10 protein-coding genes are annotated in these 18,932 nt (G+C 65.5%); 7 read left to right on the forward strand and 3 right to left on the reverse strand.

Features of this window, described 5'->3' with window-relative positions:
- Positions 1–2 precede the first annotated feature (2 nt).
- Together GOHSU_RS07825 and GOHSU_RS07830 are read right to left on the reverse strand one after the other, a co-directional pair.
- On the reverse strand, positions 3–1,157 hold the full coding sequence (locus GOHSU_RS07825; protein ID WP_005939371.1) for a zinc-binding dehydrogenase: 1,155 nt from the start codon (positions 1,155–1,157) through the stop codon (positions 3–5).
- 388 nt (positions 1,158–1,545) lie between these two features.
- Entirely contained in the window at positions 1,546–2,988 is a 1,443-nt protein-coding gene (locus tag GOHSU_RS07830) for an HNH endonuclease (RefSeq protein WP_005939373.1), read from the reverse strand.
- Positions 2,989–3,171: 183 nt separating this feature from the next.
- Between GOHSU_RS07830 and GOHSU_RS07835 the strand changes: the two genes are divergently transcribed.
- The 5 genes from GOHSU_RS07835 (at position 3,172) to GOHSU_RS07855 (ending at position 15,485) form a co-directional block, all read left to right on the forward strand.
- On the forward strand, positions 3,172–6,645 hold the full coding sequence (locus GOHSU_RS07835; RefSeq protein WP_005939375.1) for a helicase-related protein: 3,474 nt from the start codon (positions 3,172–3,174) through the stop codon (positions 6,643–6,645).
- Between the two features lie 94 nt (positions 6,646–6,739).
- Entirely contained in the window at positions 6,740–9,517 is a 2,778-nt protein-coding gene (locus GOHSU_RS07840; protein ID WP_005939377.1) for a DUF1156 domain-containing protein, read from the forward strand.
- Positions 9,518–9,614: 97 nt separating this feature from the next.
- The gene (locus GOHSU_RS07845) at positions 9,615–13,004 is read left to right on the forward strand and encodes a DUF499 family protein (RefSeq protein ID WP_005939379.1); all 3,390 of its coding nucleotides are present in this window, start codon (positions 9,615–9,617) and stop codon (positions 13,002–13,004) included.
- Between the two features lie 3 nt (positions 13,005–13,007).
- Entirely contained in the window at positions 13,008–14,900 is a 1,893-nt protein-coding gene (locus tag GOHSU_RS07850) for a coiled-coil domain-containing protein (protein WP_245551697.1), read from the forward strand.
- Between the two features lie 21 nt (positions 14,901–14,921).
- Positions 14,922–15,485 (forward strand): GNAT family N-acetyltransferase, encoded by a 564-nt coding sequence (locus tag GOHSU_RS07855; RefSeq protein WP_155821031.1) that lies wholly within the window; start codon positions 14,922–14,924, stop codon positions 15,483–15,485.
- Positions 15,486–15,498: 13 nt separating this feature from the next.
- Here the strand turns inward: GOHSU_RS07855 and zapE are convergent, their stop codons facing one another.
- Positions 15,499–16,524, reverse strand: a complete 1,026-nt coding sequence (gene zapE / locus GOHSU_RS07860; RefSeq protein ID WP_005939388.1) for a cell division protein ZapE — start codon at positions 16,522–16,524, stop codon at positions 15,499–15,501.
- 36 nt (positions 16,525–16,560) lie between these two features.
- Here zapE and GOHSU_RS07865 point away from each other — a divergent pair, with 36 nt between their 5' ends.
- On the forward strand, positions 16,561–17,352 hold the full coding sequence (locus tag GOHSU_RS07865) for a dihydrofolate reductase family protein (RefSeq protein ID WP_005939391.1): 792 nt from the start codon (positions 16,561–16,563) through the stop codon (positions 17,350–17,352).
- A gap of 10 nt (positions 17,353–17,362) precedes the next feature.
- Positions 17,363–18,919 (forward strand): alpha/beta hydrolase, encoded by a 1,557-nt coding sequence (locus GOHSU_RS07870; protein ID WP_005939394.1) that lies wholly within the window; start codon positions 17,363–17,365, stop codon positions 18,917–18,919.
- The last annotated feature ends 13 nt before the right edge of the window (positions 18,920–18,932 follow it).

Below are 18,932 nucleotides of genomic sequence, written 5' to 3' on the forward strand. Positions count from 1 at the left end.
GCTCATGCCTGTGGATTCACCAGGATCTTGGCGTGTCCGTCGGGGCTACCCAGATCGTCGAAGGCTTCGGCGACTTGTTCCAGTCCGACCGTTCCGGTGTGCAGCGGCCTCGGATCGATCTTCCCGGCCGCGAGCATGCGCAAGGTCTCGGCGAACTCACCGGGGTCGTAGCCGAACACGAAGCGCATGTCGATCTCTTTGTTGACCGCGATGGCCGGCCGGAACGTGTCGGGCTCCATGCAGACTCCGGCGACCACGATCCGGGTTCGCAGCGGCGCCGCCGTCACGAGCCGATCGAGGATGCCGGGCACACCGACGCATTCGAAGATAACCGGCCCGGCCGGTCCGACACCGAGTCTGTTGCCGGCCCGGAGCAGCTGTGTCCACGGCAGACCCGGAATCCGCCGGACCTTGCCGATCGCATCGAAGGCGAAGGAAAGCAGTTCTGGCATCGACGCGAGCGGGCCGTGGTACGGCGCGGCGGTCAGCGGATCCTCCAGCGCGGGGTCGACGACGACATCGGCGCCGCAGTCGATTGCCAGATCGCGTCGTCGAGCCGAATAGTCGGAGGCGATCACCGTCCGCACCCCGGCGGCTTTGAGTATGAGGATGACGGCCAGTCCGATCGGACCACAGCCGATCACATAGGCAGGCTGCTTCTTCTGCACCGATCCACGTCGCACAGCATGCAATGCCACCGACAGAGGTTCGGTGAAGGCCGCGATATCCGCGTCGAGTCGCTCGGGTACCTCGAAGGTGAACGACTCCTGTAGCACCACCTGCTCGGCGTAACCGCCGATGGCATCCTTGTCGAATCCGACCATGCGAACCCCAGCCTCGGAGGCGCCGTCCTGCACGATCGGCAGTCCGACCACTCGGGTCCCGAGCTTCCACTTCCTCCGTGCACCAGGTCCGTAGCCGGCGACCGTGCCGACGATCTCGTGACCGAGCACCACCTGGTCGGCCGGGCGCATCGCCGAGTGATAGCCCACCGCGGCAGCCGAGTCGGCGAGTTGGTCGGCGTGAGCACGCGCATGCAGATCCGAGCCGCAGATACCGCACCGCTCGACGGTGATCAGAACCTGGCCGCGGCCCGGTACCGGAGCAGGCATCTCCTGCACGCTCAGTTCACCTCGGTGACACACCACTGCCTTCATCGACTCTCCTTCGCTGCGAGGGCGGTGACGCTGCGTGCACCCGCACCCGGCGCACCGCCTGGCTCATCGTCTTGAAGGATTGTCCCGCAGTCCGCGCCGGACGCCGAACGGGCGTCAGTTATCACCGCGTTGCCAGCCCCGTGCTGGACGCGTCCGGCGCGGCCCTACGGCCGCGGCAACACTATGGAATTCTCAAACAACACACCGCGCCGGACAGGTTCTCCGACACTGTTTCGCACCGGCTGAGCGTGCTCGGCGAACCGATGCCGCGGACTCAGCCACGTCTTCCCGGGTGCACGCTCGCAATGCTCCCAAACTCACGTCCGCACCACCGGACGACAACTCACACACCGGACCGGATCAAGGCAGCCCTGATACAAGCAACCGGTCACGCCGCGCCGGGCAGATTCGCCAGGTTCATCGTCCGGCGGGCATACGACTGGATCGGTTCCCGTGATCGGTGCGGATGCTCGGGATCCACCGGCGGCAGAAACCACGGATGGCCGTCGTCGCCGAGGAACACCTCCCATCCCAGCTGGTGGATCCAGCCGTGATGGAGCCGACACAGCAGCACCCCGTTCGCCAGACTGGTCGGTCCTCCGTGTTGCCACTCATGCATGTGGTGCGCATCGCAGCGCGTGACCGGAGCACCGCACATAGCGCAACCGCGGTCGCGCACGTGCAACGCTTTGCGGATTTCCGGCGTCATCAACCGGGCTTCCCGGCCCATGTTCAGCGGCACACCCTCCCCGTCGACCAGTGCAACGCAGACGGAGGCCTCACACATGACCAATCCGGCGGTCGCGGGAGTGACGGGCCCGGTGAACGACAGCGAAGGTGCCCGCGGGACCTGCTGTTCCCACGCGGTCGCCGGCAGAGGCAGCACCGTCGCCTGGCCGGAAGCCATCGCGGCGCCCGGTTCACCGGCAGAGTCCACCGGTCGACCGGCCACCGTCAGACCGGCAGGCACGATCAAGGTCACGTGTGGCAGCACTCCCCCGGATTCGGGGCGCTGCGACCCGGACAGATACGTCGAGATCACTTGCCGAAAGGCATCGGCACGCCGCCGTCCGGCCGATCGACGGTCGCTGCTTCCATCAGGCTCGGGGGTTGGTCGCGTCAGCGGCTCCAGCGCCACAGACAGTTCTTCGCCGGCCACCACGTCCAGGTCCATCGAGACGCGGACCCGCCCATCGTCGTCCTGGACCAGCGAGACCTCGTTCAACGCGGAGTCCTCGGCCACCGGAACGCCACCCGCTTCAGGTTCGGCAGGGGCTAGCCGGATCGCCCACTCGCGTGCCTTGGCCTCCACCTTGGCGGGATTGACCTGCACCATCAGCGAGGTGGTCACCTGTGTCCGGGCATCGTGGTCCAGGGCAACACGATTGCCGACGAAGCCGAGACCCCGCACCACAGCATCCCCGAACTCGGCGGAGACCGACCCGTCTCGCATACCGCGAGTCACCGCCGGGACCTGCTCCAGTGCAGCGCCCAGCCGCGCGGTGCGATAAGCCACGGCCGGAGCCATACCCAGCTCGACCAGCAGGGCACCGCCGGACCGGACCCTCTTGCGGGCAGGAATCGCGATGCGCTCAGCGGTGGCAGTCACCCGGGCGAGCGCATGATCGACCGTGTTCCGCAGCCGGTTGAGACCGGCCAACAGGCCCAGCACCTCGCGCTCGTCAGTCACCGCCGCAGCACCCTGGAGGAACTCCAGCAGAGTTCCCGGATCACCGCCACCGCCGCCCGCAACATCGTCGTCGCATCCGGTGTGTGCGGTCAGCTCGTCGGCCAGCCGGTCGGCGAATTCCACTACCTGTTCTGTCAACATGAATCCCCCTCATGTCGTTGTCCGCAGCACTCCTCGCGCCGGTCGACCCGACCTATTCCTGCAGGTCCGGGCACTCAAGCTGTCGTCTCTGTGCTCGCAACACCAAGATACAACGCACCTACGACAAAACCCCTTGGCCGACAATGCACACTATGGTGTTCTCTAAATCAAACAGGGGGTTCTATGGGCATCGAGCAGCTACAGCAACTTCAGCCCGGATTGACGCTCACCGGAAGGTGGCCGGGCGAGGTCGCGTTGATTGCCATCAGCACGCACGGACCGGAGTCGGCGACCATCGTGGTTCGGGACGGGGCTGGCACCCTGCACGAAGAGATGCTGTTCGCCTCGGACCTAGCGAGGATCAGCGTCGTGGCGCCGAACAGGCATCAGTGGACCTTCGACGCCGACCCACTCAAGTTCCGCCTTGCCACCGAAGCCCTCCGCATCTCCATGGCCGGGGTCGGCGATCCGATGGTCGCCGTCGCAACCAGCGACATCTCGCCGCTACCTCACCAGCTCCGTGCGGTCTACGGCGAACTCCTCCCCCGCACCCCGCTCCGTTTTCTCCTGGCCGACGACCCCGGCGCCGGTAAGACGATCATGGCTGGGCTGTACGCCAAAGAGCTCCTCCTTCGCGGCGACCTGGTCCGGATGCTGATCGTTGCACCGGGCGGTCTCGTCGAGCAGTGGCAGGACGAACTGAGCTCGAAATTCGGCCTCCAAACAACGGTGATGAGCCGCGAGTTGATCGCGGCAAGCCCCCACGGTGACCCCTTCTCCGGCAATCCCCTCCTCATCGCCCGAATGGACCAATTGGCACGCAATGCCGAGCTGCTCTCCCACCTCGAAAAGAGCGAGTGGGATCTGGTGGTGGTCGACGAGGCGCACCGCATGTCCGCCAGCTGGCACGGCCCATTGGGAGATCTTCACGAGACCCAGCGCTTCAAGCTCGGTCGTCTGCTCGGTACCGTCACCCGCAATCTCCTGCTGATGACAGCCACCCCACACGCCGGCAATGAGGACAACTTCCAGCTCTTCCTGTCACTGCTAGACGAGGATCGCTTCGCCGGGCGGCCACGAGCCGGAGCCACCGCCGACACGACCGGCCTCATGCGCCGGATGGTCAAAGAAGAACTCTTGACCTTCGAGGGCCGACCGCTGTTCCCCGAGAGAATCGCCGAGACGGTCCCCTACAAGCTCTCGCCGGAAGAGCAAGAGCTGTACGACGCAGTGACCCACTACGTCCGCAACGAGATGAACCGGGTGGCCGCCGACGACGATTCACCGCGTCGCCGGACGGTCGGATTCGCCCTGACCGTGTTGCAGCGCCGGCTGGCATCGAGCACACATGCGGTCTTGCGAAGTCTTCAGCGCAGGCGCGATCGCCTCACCACGCGTCGCGCCGATATCGTGCTCGGCCGCATCACCGTCGACGACATCTCACCGTCGGTCCCGGGAAACACCGACTTCGACGACCCCGACGAATATTCGGCACTCGAGTTCGAGGAACTCGAAGACGAGGTGGTCGACGCTGCGACCGCGGCCCGAACGGTCGCCGAACTGGACATCGAGATCGCTCAGCTCGATCGGCTCGTCGAATTGGCAACGCGAGTTCGCGATCGTGGCATCGACCGAAAATGGGGGCAGCTTCGTAGCCTGCTCACCGACGAAAGCCTGTTGCGCGATGCCGACGGGCGTCCACGCAAACTGATCATCTTCACCGAGCACCGGGACACCCTGGATTATCTGACCGCCCAGTTGCGCAATGTGCTCGGGAACGACGATGCCGTCGTCACGATTCACGGCGGGACGTCCCGGAACGACCGCATTTCCGTGCGCGAGCACTTCACCAACGACCCGCAGCGGCAGATCCTCGTCGCGACGGATGCGGCCGGCGAGGGCCTCAACCTGCAGGCCGCCCATCTGATGATCAACTATGACCTGCCGTGGAACCCCAACCGGATCGAGCAGCGCTTCGGCAGGATCCACCGGATCGGCCAGCGCAACGTGTGCCGACTGTGGAACATCGTGGCCGACGAAACTCGGGAGGGCCACGTCTACGCCCGGCTCCTCGACAAGATGGAGCAGCAGCGAAAGGCCTACGGCGGCAAGCTTTTCGACGTCCTGGGTGACGCCTTCGCCGGAGAACCGCTGCGGGATCTGCTGTGGAAGGCTGTCCTCTACGGCGACGATCCGCGACGCCTGGAAGAGATCGAGCGCGTGGTGAATGCCGAGGTGGCTCAGGGATGCGAGACCCTGATCGCCGAGCGGGCACTGGCCCACGAGATGATCAGCCGCGCCGAGCTCGATCGCCTGCGCCGAGAGATGGACGAGGCGAATGCCCGCCGGCTGCAGCCGCACTACATCGAGAAGTTCTTCCGCGACGCCTTCGGCGAACTCGGCGGGCGCCTGATCAAACGCGAGCAGAACCGTTTCCAGATCTCCCATGTACCTCCGGTCCTGCGGCAGCGGGACAGTCGGAAGACGCACGCCGGACGACCGGTGACGCGCGCCTATGAGCGGGTGACCTTTGAGCCGGAAGCGGTGCCGGGTCAGATTCGGGCCGAGTTGCTGGCACCCGGACATCCCCTGATGGACGAGCTGCTCGAGGTGACCATCGACGAACAGGCGACCACGCTGCGATCCGGCGCGACTCTCTACGCAGCCGACGACCCCGGTGAACTGCCGTACGTAATCGTCGCCGTGCGCGGGGAGGTGGTCGACGGTAACAGCCGGATAGTGAGCAAACACTTCTCGTTCGTCCGGGTCGACGCCGATAGAACTGTCTCCGACGCCGGCCCGGCTCCTCATCTGGATCTTCAGCCCCTCCCTGAGTCGCTGATGCATTCGGCTGCTGCGCCGGCTGCCACCGACTTCGAAGCGGCCGCGCTGGACTGGGCCGCAACCGTTGCACAGCCGGATCACCTCCAGCGGGTCCGCAACCATCTGATCCCCACCATCGACAAGACACGCGCCGCCGTACAGGAGCGTCTGGTCGAGCAGATCAATCTCCTTTCCTCGCAGGCGGCTCAGCTCCGCGAAGAACAGGATTCCGGGAAACGACGACGACGCCGGCAGAGCCCGGACCGCCTCGCCCAGCGTGCCGACGACCTCGCACTGCGTCTCAATCGGCGCGACGCTGAACTCGACCGTGACACCGCCTTGCGCGCCAAACCGCCGGTGCTCACCGCAGCAATGCTGGTGATCCCAGGCGGTGCACTCGGCGGCGAGATCGCTGCCCGCGCCCGCGACACCGCCGCCACCGATCGACGAGCAGTCGCCGCGGTCCTGCGGGCCGAACACGCTCTTGGCCGCCTCCCCGAGGAGCAGGCACACAACAACGTCGGCTACGACATCATCTCCGAAACACCGCCCGGTCCGGACGGTACGCGCCGACCGGCGATCATCATCGAGGTCAAGGGGCGGATCACGGGCGCCCGCACCTGCCACGTGAGCTTCAACCAGGTGCACTACGGCAAGAACGCCGGCCGGGATCACCGCCTGGCGCTGGTCCGCGTCAGCGATCAAGGTCCCGAGTACGACGAGGTCAGGTATCTGACTGACTACTTCCGCAACGTCGATCTGGGTTCGACCGCGGTCTCCGCAGTCGAGCTGGATTGGGAACGCGCCTGGTCACAGGCGCAGGCTCCCCACTGATCCACCCTCCGGGCAGAACGCACACCGCAGTGTGTAATGCTGGAACGTTCCGCCCGGCCGGGTGGCATCCGCATGAACCGACCGGAGGGGCAGCATGTCCATCAGCGCACACCAAATTGGGCAGCGACGCAAGCTGATTGAAACCAGCATTCCGCTGCAGAAGATCAATCAGGAGTCGGCGCGCGAGAAGTCGATCCGGCACGGCCACCCATCGACGCTGCACCTGTGGTGGGCACGACGCCCGCTGGCGGCAGCCCGCGCGGTACTGTTCGCCCAGCTGGTCGATGACCCGGCCAGTCGTCCGGACCTGTTTCCGACGGAAGCCGAGCAAACCGCTGAACGCAAGCGGCTTTTCGAGCTGATGGAGCGGCTGGTGGTTTGGGAGAACTCGAACGATGAGGCACTCCTGGCGGAGGCGCATCGCAAGATCCTCGAATCCACCGACGGCAACCCTCCACCGATCCTCGACCCCTTCGCCGGCGGCGGCACCATTCCCCTGGAAGCGCAGCGCCTCGGCCTGGAGGCCCATGCCTCCGATTTGAATCCGGTCGCGGTGCTCATCAACAAAGCGCTCATCGAAATCCCACCCAAATTCGCCGGACAGCCCCCCGTGTTCCCCGGCGCCGCGGCCGAAACGATCCAGGATTGGCCACGCGCTACCGGCCTGGCCGAAGATGTCCGCCGCTACGGGCAGTGGATGCGTGATGAAGCACACCAGCGTATCGGCCACCTCTACCCCAAAGCGCACCTACCCGACGGCTCCGAAGCAACCGTGATCGCCTGGATCTGGGCCCGCACCGTCACCTGCCCGAACCCCGAGTGCCGGATCGATATGCCGCTGGTGCGCTCCTGGTGGCTTGGCAAGAAAAAGGGCAAGGAGGCGTACATAGTCCCGATCGTCGAAGGCAAGACGGTGCGCTACGAGATCGGCCACGATCTCGCTCACGCGCCGACCAAGGACGACGACGGCACAGTCAGCCGCACCGGAGCCATCTGTATTCGCTGCGGCACCGCCGTCCCGTTGCAGTACATCCGGGCTGAAGGACGCGAAGCTCGGATATCGGCGGACCTAATCGCCACAGTTGCCGAAGGCGAACGACGCCGCATTTACCTTGCCCCAACGCAAGAGCATGAAACCGCTGCCGAAGTCCCCACCCCAGACTCCGCGCCAAAAGGGACGATCCCCGACAAAGCTCCGAGTTTCCGTGTGCAAGCATATGGTTTCGCGAACTACGCCGATCTTTTCACCCCGCGTCAACTCACCGCCCTGACAACCTTCGGCGACCTGGTCTCCGAGGCACGTGAGCGCGTCGAACGTGATGCCCTTGCTTCAGGAATAGACCTCGGCCACCGTCTGGACAACGGCGGCACCGGCGCCGCCGCCTACGCTGACGCCGTCACCACCTACCTGGGCATGTCAATCAGCCGTGTCAGCAATAAACTTTCAGCGATCTGCTCATGGGACTCCTCCACTAAGATGGAAGCAGTACGCAGCGTGTTTGCGCGACAGGCGTTGCCTATGACCTGGGATTATGCGGAAGCAAACCCTTGGGGAGGGTCGGGCGGCGACTTACTTGAAGACTTCAACTGGGTTGCTCGGGCACTGGAACGAACTCCATCTGGGTCACACGGGATTGCCACTCAATCAGACGCTGCCGTTTCAGTGGAAGGTAGACAACTCATCTCCACCGACCCTCCCTACTACGACAACATCGGCTATTCCGATCTATCCGACTTCTTCTATGTTTGGCTGCGCCGATCGCTGCGCGACGTGCATCCGTCGATCCTTTCGACCATGCTCGTGCCCAAGGCAGAAGAACTCGTCGCCAATCCTTACCGACACGGTGGAAAGGCCGGCGCGCACAAGTTCTTCGAAGCCGGGTTCCACGAGGTGTTCCGTAAAGCTCGAGACCATGCGTACAACGATTTCCCGATCACTGTCTACTACGCCTTCAAACAACAGGACACATCCAAGGACGGCCAAGCCTCGACCGGTTGGGAAACCCTGCTCGAAGGAATGATCCGGTCCGGCTGGCAGATCACCGCCACCTGGCCGATGCGCTCTGAACTCAGCAATCGCATGCTCAGCCACGGCACCAACGCGCTGGCGTCGTCGATCGTTCTCGCGCTGCGTCCCCGACCCGACAATGCGCCGCGCACCGATCGCCGCGGGTTCTTGACCGCCCTCAAGGCCGAACTCCCTAGCGAACTCCGCACCCTGCAGCAGGGATCCATCGCACCCGTCGACCTCCCCCAGGCGGCAATCGGTCCGGGCATGGCGGTCTTCTCTCGCTACAGCGCCGTCTTAGAAGACGACGGCTCCAAGATGACGGTCCGCACCGCCCTGCAGCGGATCAATGCGATCCTCGACGAGGTCCTCACCGAGTTGGAGAACGACTTCGACGCGCCGACGCGCTTCGCCCTCACCTGGTTCCGCCAGAACGGATTCTCCAGCGGCACATTCGGGGAGGCCGAGTCGATCGCGAATGCCCGCGGTATCTCACTGGACTCACTCGAGCGCGCCGGCATCCTGACCAAGGGCGGCGGGCAGGTCACTCTCATCGCCCCCGAGGAGATGCCCACCGAGTACGATCCGGCAACCGACCAGTCGATCAGCGAGTGGGAAGTGATGATGCATTTGACGCGGGTCCTGGCCGCCGACGGTGTGCCCGCCGCAAGCGCCCTGCTCGGTCAGGTTCCACCCGGCGTGGACACGGAGCTGTGCCGCGAGCTGGCGAGTCTGCTGTTCAAGCTCGCCGAAGACCGGAAACAGACGGCACTGGCGGTTTCGTTCAACAACCTCGGTGCCGCATGGAACGAGATCGTTCGGGGCGCAGCCTCGTCGAGCACCCAGGAGACGCTCGACTTCTGACCGGCTTCCCGGTCGCTGCACCGGGCGAGTCCGGTGTCGGATAGGTTTTTGTCTCAGTGCACACCACAGTGTGCACTGAGACAATTCGGGAGGAACTGTGGCACTCAGCAATCGGGATCGGATCAATCAGGCGATGGACCAGCTGGGGCCGGCGCTGAATCAGTTCCTCACCGACACCATCGGTCCCGATCTGCCGCCAGAGTTCGATGGCGGCTGGATCGAGCTCCTGCGCCGAGTGAAGTCCAAGGACGCACACTCGGAGAAGCAGTACAACCCTGACGATCCGTACGACAGCCTCCGGATGATCACCGACGGCATCACCTGGAAGATCCAGCAGGGCTGGGACCCGGTGCGCCAGAAGCTCTCGCGGGCACAGCAGAGCATGGCGACCGAACTCATGCAGGTCCGCAACGACCTCGCTCACGCCAAGGCCTTCAACAACGAAGACGCTCAACGGGCCCTCGACACCTGCTCCCGATTCCTGCTGGCCATCGGTGCCCCGCGCGAAGCCGAGCAGGTGGCCAAGCTCCGAGATGATGTCCGGCGGATCGCCTACGATCGCGCCGACACCGCTACCCGCCAGAGCCCGAAGCTCAATAGCGGTTCCGAGAAGCTACCCGCGTGGCGCGAGGTGCTCAGCCCGCACCCTGACGTGCAGAAAGGGCAGTTCAACGCCGCCGAATTCGCCGCGGATCTGTACACCGTCGCCATGAAGAGCGGCGACCACAAGACCGAATACACAGACCCGCGAGAATTCTTCGCCCGCACCTACCTCACCGAAGGGCTGCGGGATCTGATCACCCGCAACGTCGCTCGGCTCACCGGGGATGCCAACGCATCCCCCGTGGTCAACCTGCAAACCAACTTCGGCGGCGGAAAAACCCACTCGATGCTCGCGCTGTGGCACATCGCCTCGGCGGCCCGCAGCACCGAGCTCGGCGGTGAAGCCGGCGAGCTCGCCTACGCCCTTGATGAGCTGAAGAAGACGCGGGGTATCCGCCGCGCCGCACTGGTCGGCAATCAGATGGAACCGGCCAGCCCGAACATCGCCGACGGCCGGCCCGGAATCAGAACGATGTGGGGTGAACTCGCCTGGCAGCTCGGCGGGCAGGACGCGTACAACATCGTCGCTGAGGCCGATCGCACATCCACCAATCCCGGTGCAGCACTGCGAGAAGTGTTCGAGTTGTACTCCCCTGCCGTGATTCTGATCGACGAATGGGTCGCCTACGCGCGTCAACTGGTCAACACCAGCGGTCTGCCCGCGGGCGACTTCGACACCCAGTTCACCTTCGCCCAGACGCTGACCGAAGCGGCCCGCGCCACCCCGGGTATCCAAGTGGTCGTATCGATTCCGGCTTCTTCCAGCACCGCCGGCGGCGACGAACAGATCAGCGACGAGGAGGTCGGCGGTGAGCACGGACGCGCCGCCCTGGACCGCCTGAAGAGCGTCGTCGGCCGGACCGCCGACCAGTGGCAGCCCGCCAACGCCCAGGAGAGTTTCGAAATCGTTCGGCGACGAATCTTTTCGGTCCCCGACGCCGCCGCCATGAGTCAGATCAGCGTCATCGCTAACACGCTGGTCGAGTACTACCGGCGATACCACTCCGAATTCCCCAGCGAGACAAGAGATCCCGGCTATATCGACCGGATCAAACAGTGCTACCCGATTCATCCGGAGCTGTTCGATCGGCTGTATCAGGACTGGTCGACACTCGACCGATTCCAGCGGACCCGCGGTGTCCTGCAGATGATGAACCGGATCGTCGGCACCCTCTGGCGGGAACAGGACGGCTCGGCCCTCGTCATGCCCGGTACCGTTCCACTCGCAGATGCCGATGTGGTCTCGGAGGTCACCAAGTACCTGGAAGACACATTCAAACCGATCATCAACAGCGACGTGGCCGGCAGCGAATCGGTGCCCTTCCGGGTGGACCGGGAGCACGAACTGTTCGGCCGGCGCGGGACCGCTCAGCGCCTCGCCCGCGCGACCTTCATGGCCGCCACCCCCGGCCTGCACACCGCGCACAAGGGCGCAGAGAAGAAGCGGATCTTCCTGGGCACCGCGCTGCCCGGCGATGTTCCCGGCAACTTCCACTCGGCACTGGACATCCTGGCCAACGAGTCGACGTACCTGTACACCGACGGGGGACGTTACTGGTACGACACCCAGGCCAACACCACCCGTGCGGCCCGCGATCATGCGGCTGCGCTCCCCGAAGCCGATGTCTGGGCAGACGTGAGACGCCGTCTGGAATCGCTGCGCAAGAGCACCGGTGACCGGACATTCACCGGCTACATCCTGTGTCCCGACTCTTCTGCGGAAGTCCTCGACGAGGAGGGCACGCGCCTAGTGGTTCTGCCACTGCGCTACACCCACGCCACTCGGAGCGGAGAGACGGCGGCACTGACCTGGGCCAAGGATGTTCTCGAGCACCGCGGCACCGCCAATCGCAGCTTCAAGAACTCACTGGTGTTCTTGGCCGCGGACGGCAAACGCGCCGGAGAACTCGACAGTGCCGTCCGCAATTACCTGGCCTGGCAATGGGTCGCCGACAACGCTGACGCCCTCGGGCTCGGTGGTCAGCAGACCAAGCAGGCACTCGACCGGCGCAACGACGCCGACGAGATCGCTCAGACACGGCTGCTGGAGACCTTCACCTGGGGTCTCTATCCGACGCAGGGCGATAGCGAGGCGACGTATTCGCTGTCCACCACCGCGACCGGGGGCGCTGGCGCCGATCTGTTCGCGCGGACCGCCGACAAACTCAAAGAAGAACTCACCCAAGCGCGCTCGTCGTCGCTCATCCGGATGGATCTAGACGGTCGACTGGCACCGGCGTGGGAATCGAACCATGTCAGTGTCGGCCAGTTATACCGCTATTACGCGACGTACCCGTACCTGCCCCGCTTGCGCGATCGCAACGTATTGCTCGACGGCCTCTACTCGGTCAAGGACGACCACATCGGCTGGCGACAGGACGGATTCGCGTTCGCCGATGAATGGGATGCCGAAGCAGGCCGGTATCGCGGCATCCACTTGCCGAATCATGAAGGCACTCTGCACATCTCCGACGAAACGCTGATCGTCAAACCCGAGATCGCCGAAGAGCAGTACAACCGTGAGGCAAATGAAGCCACCGCGGCGCCCGGCGGCGGAAGCAGCGATCCCGCTCCCGGCAACGGTGCAGCTCCGGGAGGAGGGGCGGGAACCGATCGGGATGTCGTGACACCCCCGCCACCCACGCCCAGCCGGAACCATCGCTACTTCGGCTCGGTGGACCTGGACGCGCAGCTGCCGGCTCGGGACTTCAACGAGATTCAGCAGGAGGTGCTGACTCATCTGATCAAACCCGGCGTCCAGTTGGAGATCAGGTTGGAGATCAGCGCGATCAGCGCGGACGGCTTCGACGAGTCCACCGAACGCACCGTGCGAGAGAACTCGAAGGTTCTGGGCTTTCATCCCTCCGGATTCGAAGAGAAGTGACCGATGAGTATCCCGATGATGCCGCTCTCCGTGCCGACTACCGATCCGACCGCGCTTGGGTGCCGTTCCTTGTTCCGCGTGCAGAACCAGCCGGACTTCACCGACCTGGTCCATCAGCAGCTGTATGCCTGGTGCAAGGACGACCGCAAACGCTGGGACGCCGACCAGATCACCGGACCAGGAGTCTACGAGGTCGCCGACGGCGTCACCGCTTCCCTGGTCCGCGACGAACGCCAAGACGGATCGATCATCGAACGGTACCGCTTTCATCAAGATGAGGGCCAAGGCATCTGGATCACCCATCTGACGACCTTTGCCGATCGGAATCACAACGGGTGGGTCTGGACCGACGTCTTTCAGCCCACCGGCCGCGGGAGCGCACGAGTACCTCGGCTCGCGAAGAACATCCTCGAGGTGGTCGACGGCCTGGACGGACGCCACCCTCTGACCGCACGACCGGTGCGCGCCGGAACTGATGACCTCGAAGAGATCGTCGCGGCACTCACCGACGACCAGCGGCGCGGATTCTTGTTCCTCGCCGGCGCCAACGACGCGGCAGACATCCCCCAATCGGAATGGGCCCGGTACGTCGACAAGCTCCTCGTCGGAACCGCCGGCCTGGCGAGCGCATATGTTCTCGATTCCGCAGCGACCCGGGAGTTGAACGCACAGCTGCCCGAATCCCATCGGGTCACCCCCTGGACGATCCGGACTTTCCACCCCAATCCGGAGTTCACCGATCCTCAGGATTCGATTCGACACCGCGTCCTGAGCACTGCCCGGATCATCGATGACAATGCGAACCGGCTCCGGAATCGGCTTGCCGAATCGTCCTGCCGGCACTCCACCACCATCGCGCTGCCCCGAGAACTGGTTCGGATCGACCGCGTGTTGCGCGGTCTGCTCGACGAACTGATCGTGGATGAGACTCTCGACGTTGCTGCTGCGGCTTCAGAGGCCATCCTGGAATCGGCACCGTTGCACTCCGGGGACCGGGAACAGCTCCTGGAACCTGTCGACGCTCTGCCGCCGACCGACCCGACTGTTCCGGCGACGATCTGGCAAACGCTCACCAGAGTCGTCTCGACCGTCACAGGCGCCAAGGACGTCACGATCGATGCCGTGAACCACCTCGGCAAGCTCGCGACCGAAGCCCTGAGTCTGCGGCCGCAGGTTGCCGATCTGAGTCGTCTGCGAGATCGCCTCAGGTCCGTTCAGACAGAACGGAACGACCTGGAGGATCTGAATACAGAACTCAACCAGCGCCTCACCGACAGTCGCGATGAGTTCGCCGTCTTCCGCATCGACTTGGCGGACGCCCAAGCCGAGGTCCGCCGGTTGGCCCGGGAATTGGCCAAACTCGACCGTGGTGACGTCGATTGGAATCTCCCGGACAAACCGATCGACACACCGCCCATCAGCTTCGAGGACCTGATCGATCGGTTCGGCGAGTTCGATCATGTCGTCTTCACCGGCGACGAGAAGCCTGCCTTAGACCTCGACGATCACGATTCGGCCGACTGGGCTATCGCCACCTGGGGATACCTGCGTGTGCTGGATGAATACTGTGCCGAACGGTCGGACGGGACATATGACAGAGCGATCGCCGACTACATCCGATCCCGGCAGAAAGGACACGCAACGATCCCGCCGGGAATCCACGCACCCGACGAAACCGCGCAGACCTACAACAACACTAAGTTCCGCCGACAGCGGCAGTTCAAGGTTCCCCCCGAGGTCGACGCCGACGGATACGCATACATGGGTGAGCACATCAAGATCGCGAAGTACGGAACTGTCAGCCCCCGTATGCACATCCTGAACCGCGCGTCCGACCACGGGAAGATCTACGTCGGCTACATCGGCCGCCACCTCGTGAATTTCCGCACCAACTAACGAGCGGGCACAATGCTCTCCATGCCCGACGAGACGTCCCTGGTGATCGAGATCGCCACAGATCCGGTCCTGGCGGCGCGGGTAGCCTTCCTGGCCGCGGTCACCTTCCCGCTCGCCTGTCCCGCACACTCGACGCGCGAAGACATGGCCGGGCACATCGCGGCCGCCTTGACGCCCCAGCGATTCGCCGACTGGATCGACGACGACTCCTGCGAGGTGATCGTGGCCCGCGAGGGCGAGGACGGACCACTGGTCGGCTATGCACTGGTGATCCACACTCCGCCGACGGATCACGACGTCTGCGCCGCCGTCGGAGATGCACTGTCCAGTGAAGTCTCCAAGATGTACGTCCTGCCGGGCCATCACGGCACCCACCGCGCCGACCGACCGGCACACCGGTTGATGGATGCGGCGGTGCGGTCCGCGCAGGCACGCGGGTCCCAGGTGCTCTGGCTGGGCGTCAATCAGCTCAACGAGCGCGCGCAGCGCTACTACCGGAAGATGGGTTTCACCCAGGCCGGGACGCGCACTTTCCAGATGAGCGGCGCCGTGGAGAACGACTACGTGATGACCCGCCGGATCTAGCGCCCTGTGCTCTTCAGTCGACGGGCGAGACGGCGAACCGGGACAGCGCCAGCAGCCGCGACGTCGCTCGCAGGTACTTCTTCCGGTAGCCGCCGGCCACCATCTCGGGAGTGAAGATCTCGTCGAGTTTGGCCCCCGAGGTCATCACCGGGATGTCCGCGTCGTACAGCCGGTCGGCCAGAGCCACCAGGCGCAGCGCGACCGCCTGATCCGGTGCCGGGTGCACATCGCTGATGCACACCATCGAGACCCCGTCGACCAGTGACTTGTACTTCGATGGATGCAGCCTGGCCAGATGTGCGCTCAGCTCGTCGAACGAGTCGAGGGTGGCACCGGGGGTCGACTCCGCGCGGGCCTGCAGATCGTCGGCGGCGGCAGGTTCGGGCGCCGGCGGCAGGTCACGGTGCCGGTAGTCGGGGCCGTCGACCCGGATGCTCTCGAAGATGCCCGACAGTTTCTGGATCTCCCGCAGGAAGTCCGAGGCGGCGAAGCGTCCCTCCCCCAACTGGCCGGGCAGAGTGTTCGACGTGGCCACGATGGACACACCGCGGGCGCTCAACTCGGTCAGCAACCGCGAGACCACCATCGTGTCGCCGGGGTCGTCGAGTTCGAACTCGTCGATGCACAGCACGCTGTGGCCGGACAACCGCTCCAAGGCGTCGGTGTAGCCGAGTGCGCCGACCAGGTTGGTCACCTCACCGAACGTCGCGAACGCCTTCGGCCCGGGCATCGAGTGGTAGATCGAGGCCAGCAGGTGCGTCTTACCCACACCGAAGCCGCCGTCCAGATACAGCCCGATGCCCTGCGCGGGTGCCGCCTTCTTGCGGAACAGTCCGCGCTTGCCGCCGCCGCCGCGGATCGCTGTAGCCCGGGTGACGAAGTCGCGCGCCGCCTGCACGGCCGCGGCCTGCGTGGGCTCGTTCGGATCGGGGATGTACGAGTCGAAGCTCACCTCGTCGAACATCGAGGGCGGCACCATCTCCCCGATCAGCGCATCGGCTGCGATCACGGGATTCTTATCGGACAGACGTGCCACCATGGGCAAAAGGGTAACCAGTGGAGTACCACTGGAAGGATGTTCCTTCTGCATAAAGCGACTCAGGTCACAACCAGCCCGACCTCCGGAGCCGATCCGGCGCCGTGGCTGCGCGAGCAGTATGCCTTCGCCGGTTCCCGTCCGGACGGCCGTCCGCGACTGCGGGCGAACATGGTGTCCGCCATCGACGGAGGCGCCACCGCCGACGGTAAATCCGGTGCACTGGGTTCGCCCGGTGATCGCCTCCTGTTCGGACTGTTGCGCGAGCTGTCCGATGCGGTCCTGGTCGGGGCGTCCACCGCGGTCACCGAGAACTACCGGGTCCCCGAGCCCCGGCCCGACGGCACGCGGCCGGCACTGATCCTCAGTTCCCGGTCGCTGAGCATCCCCGACGATTATGCGACCGCCTTCGATCCGGGCACCCTGATCGCCACCTGCACGCAGGCCCCGCCCGAGCAGCGGCGCCGGCTGACCCAGGCAGGTGCCACCCTGGTCGACTGCGGCACCGACACCGTCGAGCCGACGCTGCTCCTGGAGGCGCTCGCCGAGCGCGGATTCGAGCGCATCACCTGCGAGGGCGGCCCCCGTTTTCTGGCCGAACTGATCGCCGCCGGCGCACTCGATCAACTCGCGGTGACCCTGAGCCCCCACCTGGTCGGCGGTAACGCACCACGGATCGCTCACGGAGCGTCCCCGGCGGGCGGGATGGCCGGGGCCTCGCTGCAGCATCTGATCGGCGACGACGACGGTTTCCTCTACTTCCTGTGGAACACCGCACCCACCTCGGTCGCCGACGGCACCGACGAGGCCGGATCGTCCGCATCCGACTAGGCTCGCGGACATGCCTGTGCCCTCTTCGCGCTCCCGCCTGCTTGCGGTGTTGACCGCTGTGGCGCTGGTAGCGACCGGCTGCACCGTCGGCCCCGATCCCGGCCCGGGGATGGTGCACGGGCGCGGCGGCGCCGACACCGATGACCGAGCCGCCCGTCTACCGGCTCTGACGGCACCGAAGAACGACCTCAACTACCGGGCCTGCGGGCCGGAGCTGGCCGAGTTCTACCAGGTGGATGCGCCCAAGGACCTGCAGGTCGACTGCGCCGGCTTCATCGTCCCGATCGATCCCGACGACGACCGCAGCACCGATCTGCGGATGACCGCGGTGCGCATCACCAACGACGCGACCCCCGCCGACGCCGCCCCGCTTGTGCTGACCACCGGGACCGACCTGCCCAGTTCACGCCTGGCGATCGGCCTGAACAACTCCTCGCTGGCACCGCTGCTGGACAAGCATCCGATCGTCGCAGTCGATCGTCGCGGCATCGGACGATCCGCGCCGCTGGACTGCCTCACCCGGGCGCAGCGGGAAACGCTGAGCAACGACGGTGCCTCGGGCGCACGCAACGTCGCCGAACGCAGCACCGCGCTGTCGACCAGTGCCCGCTCCGGCGCCGATATCTGCAACGAGACCCTCGATCCGGATCAGTTGCGGTTCGCCAACGCCGATGCGGCCGCCGATCTGGAGTTTCTGCGCGACTACTGGGAGGTCGACCACCTCGGGCTGATCGGCGTCGGCGCCGGATCCTCGGTGGCGCTGGCCTATCTGGGCGCCCACCCCGACCGAGTCGGCCGGCTGATCCTGGACTCGCCCGTCGGTTTCAACGAGCAGGCGACCGCGGCGGCCGCCGCCCGCGCGGACGGTGTCCAGAACTCGCTGGCCACTTTTGCCGAACGCTGCGCAGCGCTGGGCTGCTCGCTGGGCCCGGGCGGTGTGCCGATGCTCAATCGGGTGATCCACGCCGGAGCGACCGGCTCGTTGCCCGGGCTGTCCGATACGACGATCCTGGCCGCGGTGACCACCCAGCTGGCGCTGGGACCGACCGACCCGGACGGACTCAAGCGACTGGCCGATGCGATCTCGGCAGCCGACCGCGGTGACGGGGCGGCCCTGCGACGGCTAGCCGGCGCCGCCGTCGATCTGCGCGACAGTGACGGCCAGCTGGTGGCGCGCTGTAACGACCTGGTGGGTCGGCCCAGCCTCGCCGAGGTACCGAAACTCGCCGAGAAATGGGCCGCCGACGCACCCATGACGGCGAACACGGCCGCCCTGTCCCTGGCGCGCTGCGACGGCTGGGGTGTGGCCGACATCGCCGCGGCGACGTCGTCGTTCCCGATCGACCCCCTGGTGCTGATCGGCCAGAACGATCCGATCAACGGCAGCAAAGCCGCCGAAGCCCTGTCACCACTGCTGATCACCACCGGCGCGGAGTCCACCCACGTCAACTGGGACGGACTGGGCTATTCGGTGCTCTCCCGCAGCGACTGCGCCGCCGCCCTGACAGCCGAATACCTCGGCACCGACGGTCTCTCCGGCTCCGCCGAGCGCGCGTGCCCTGCCTAATCGCCCGGCCCCG

The sequence above is a fragment of the Gordonia hirsuta DSM 44140 = NBRC 16056 genome, from assembly GCF_000333015.1.
Taxonomy (GTDB): Bacteria; Actinomycetota; Actinomycetes; order Mycobacteriales; family Mycobacteriaceae; genus Gordonia; species Gordonia hirsuta.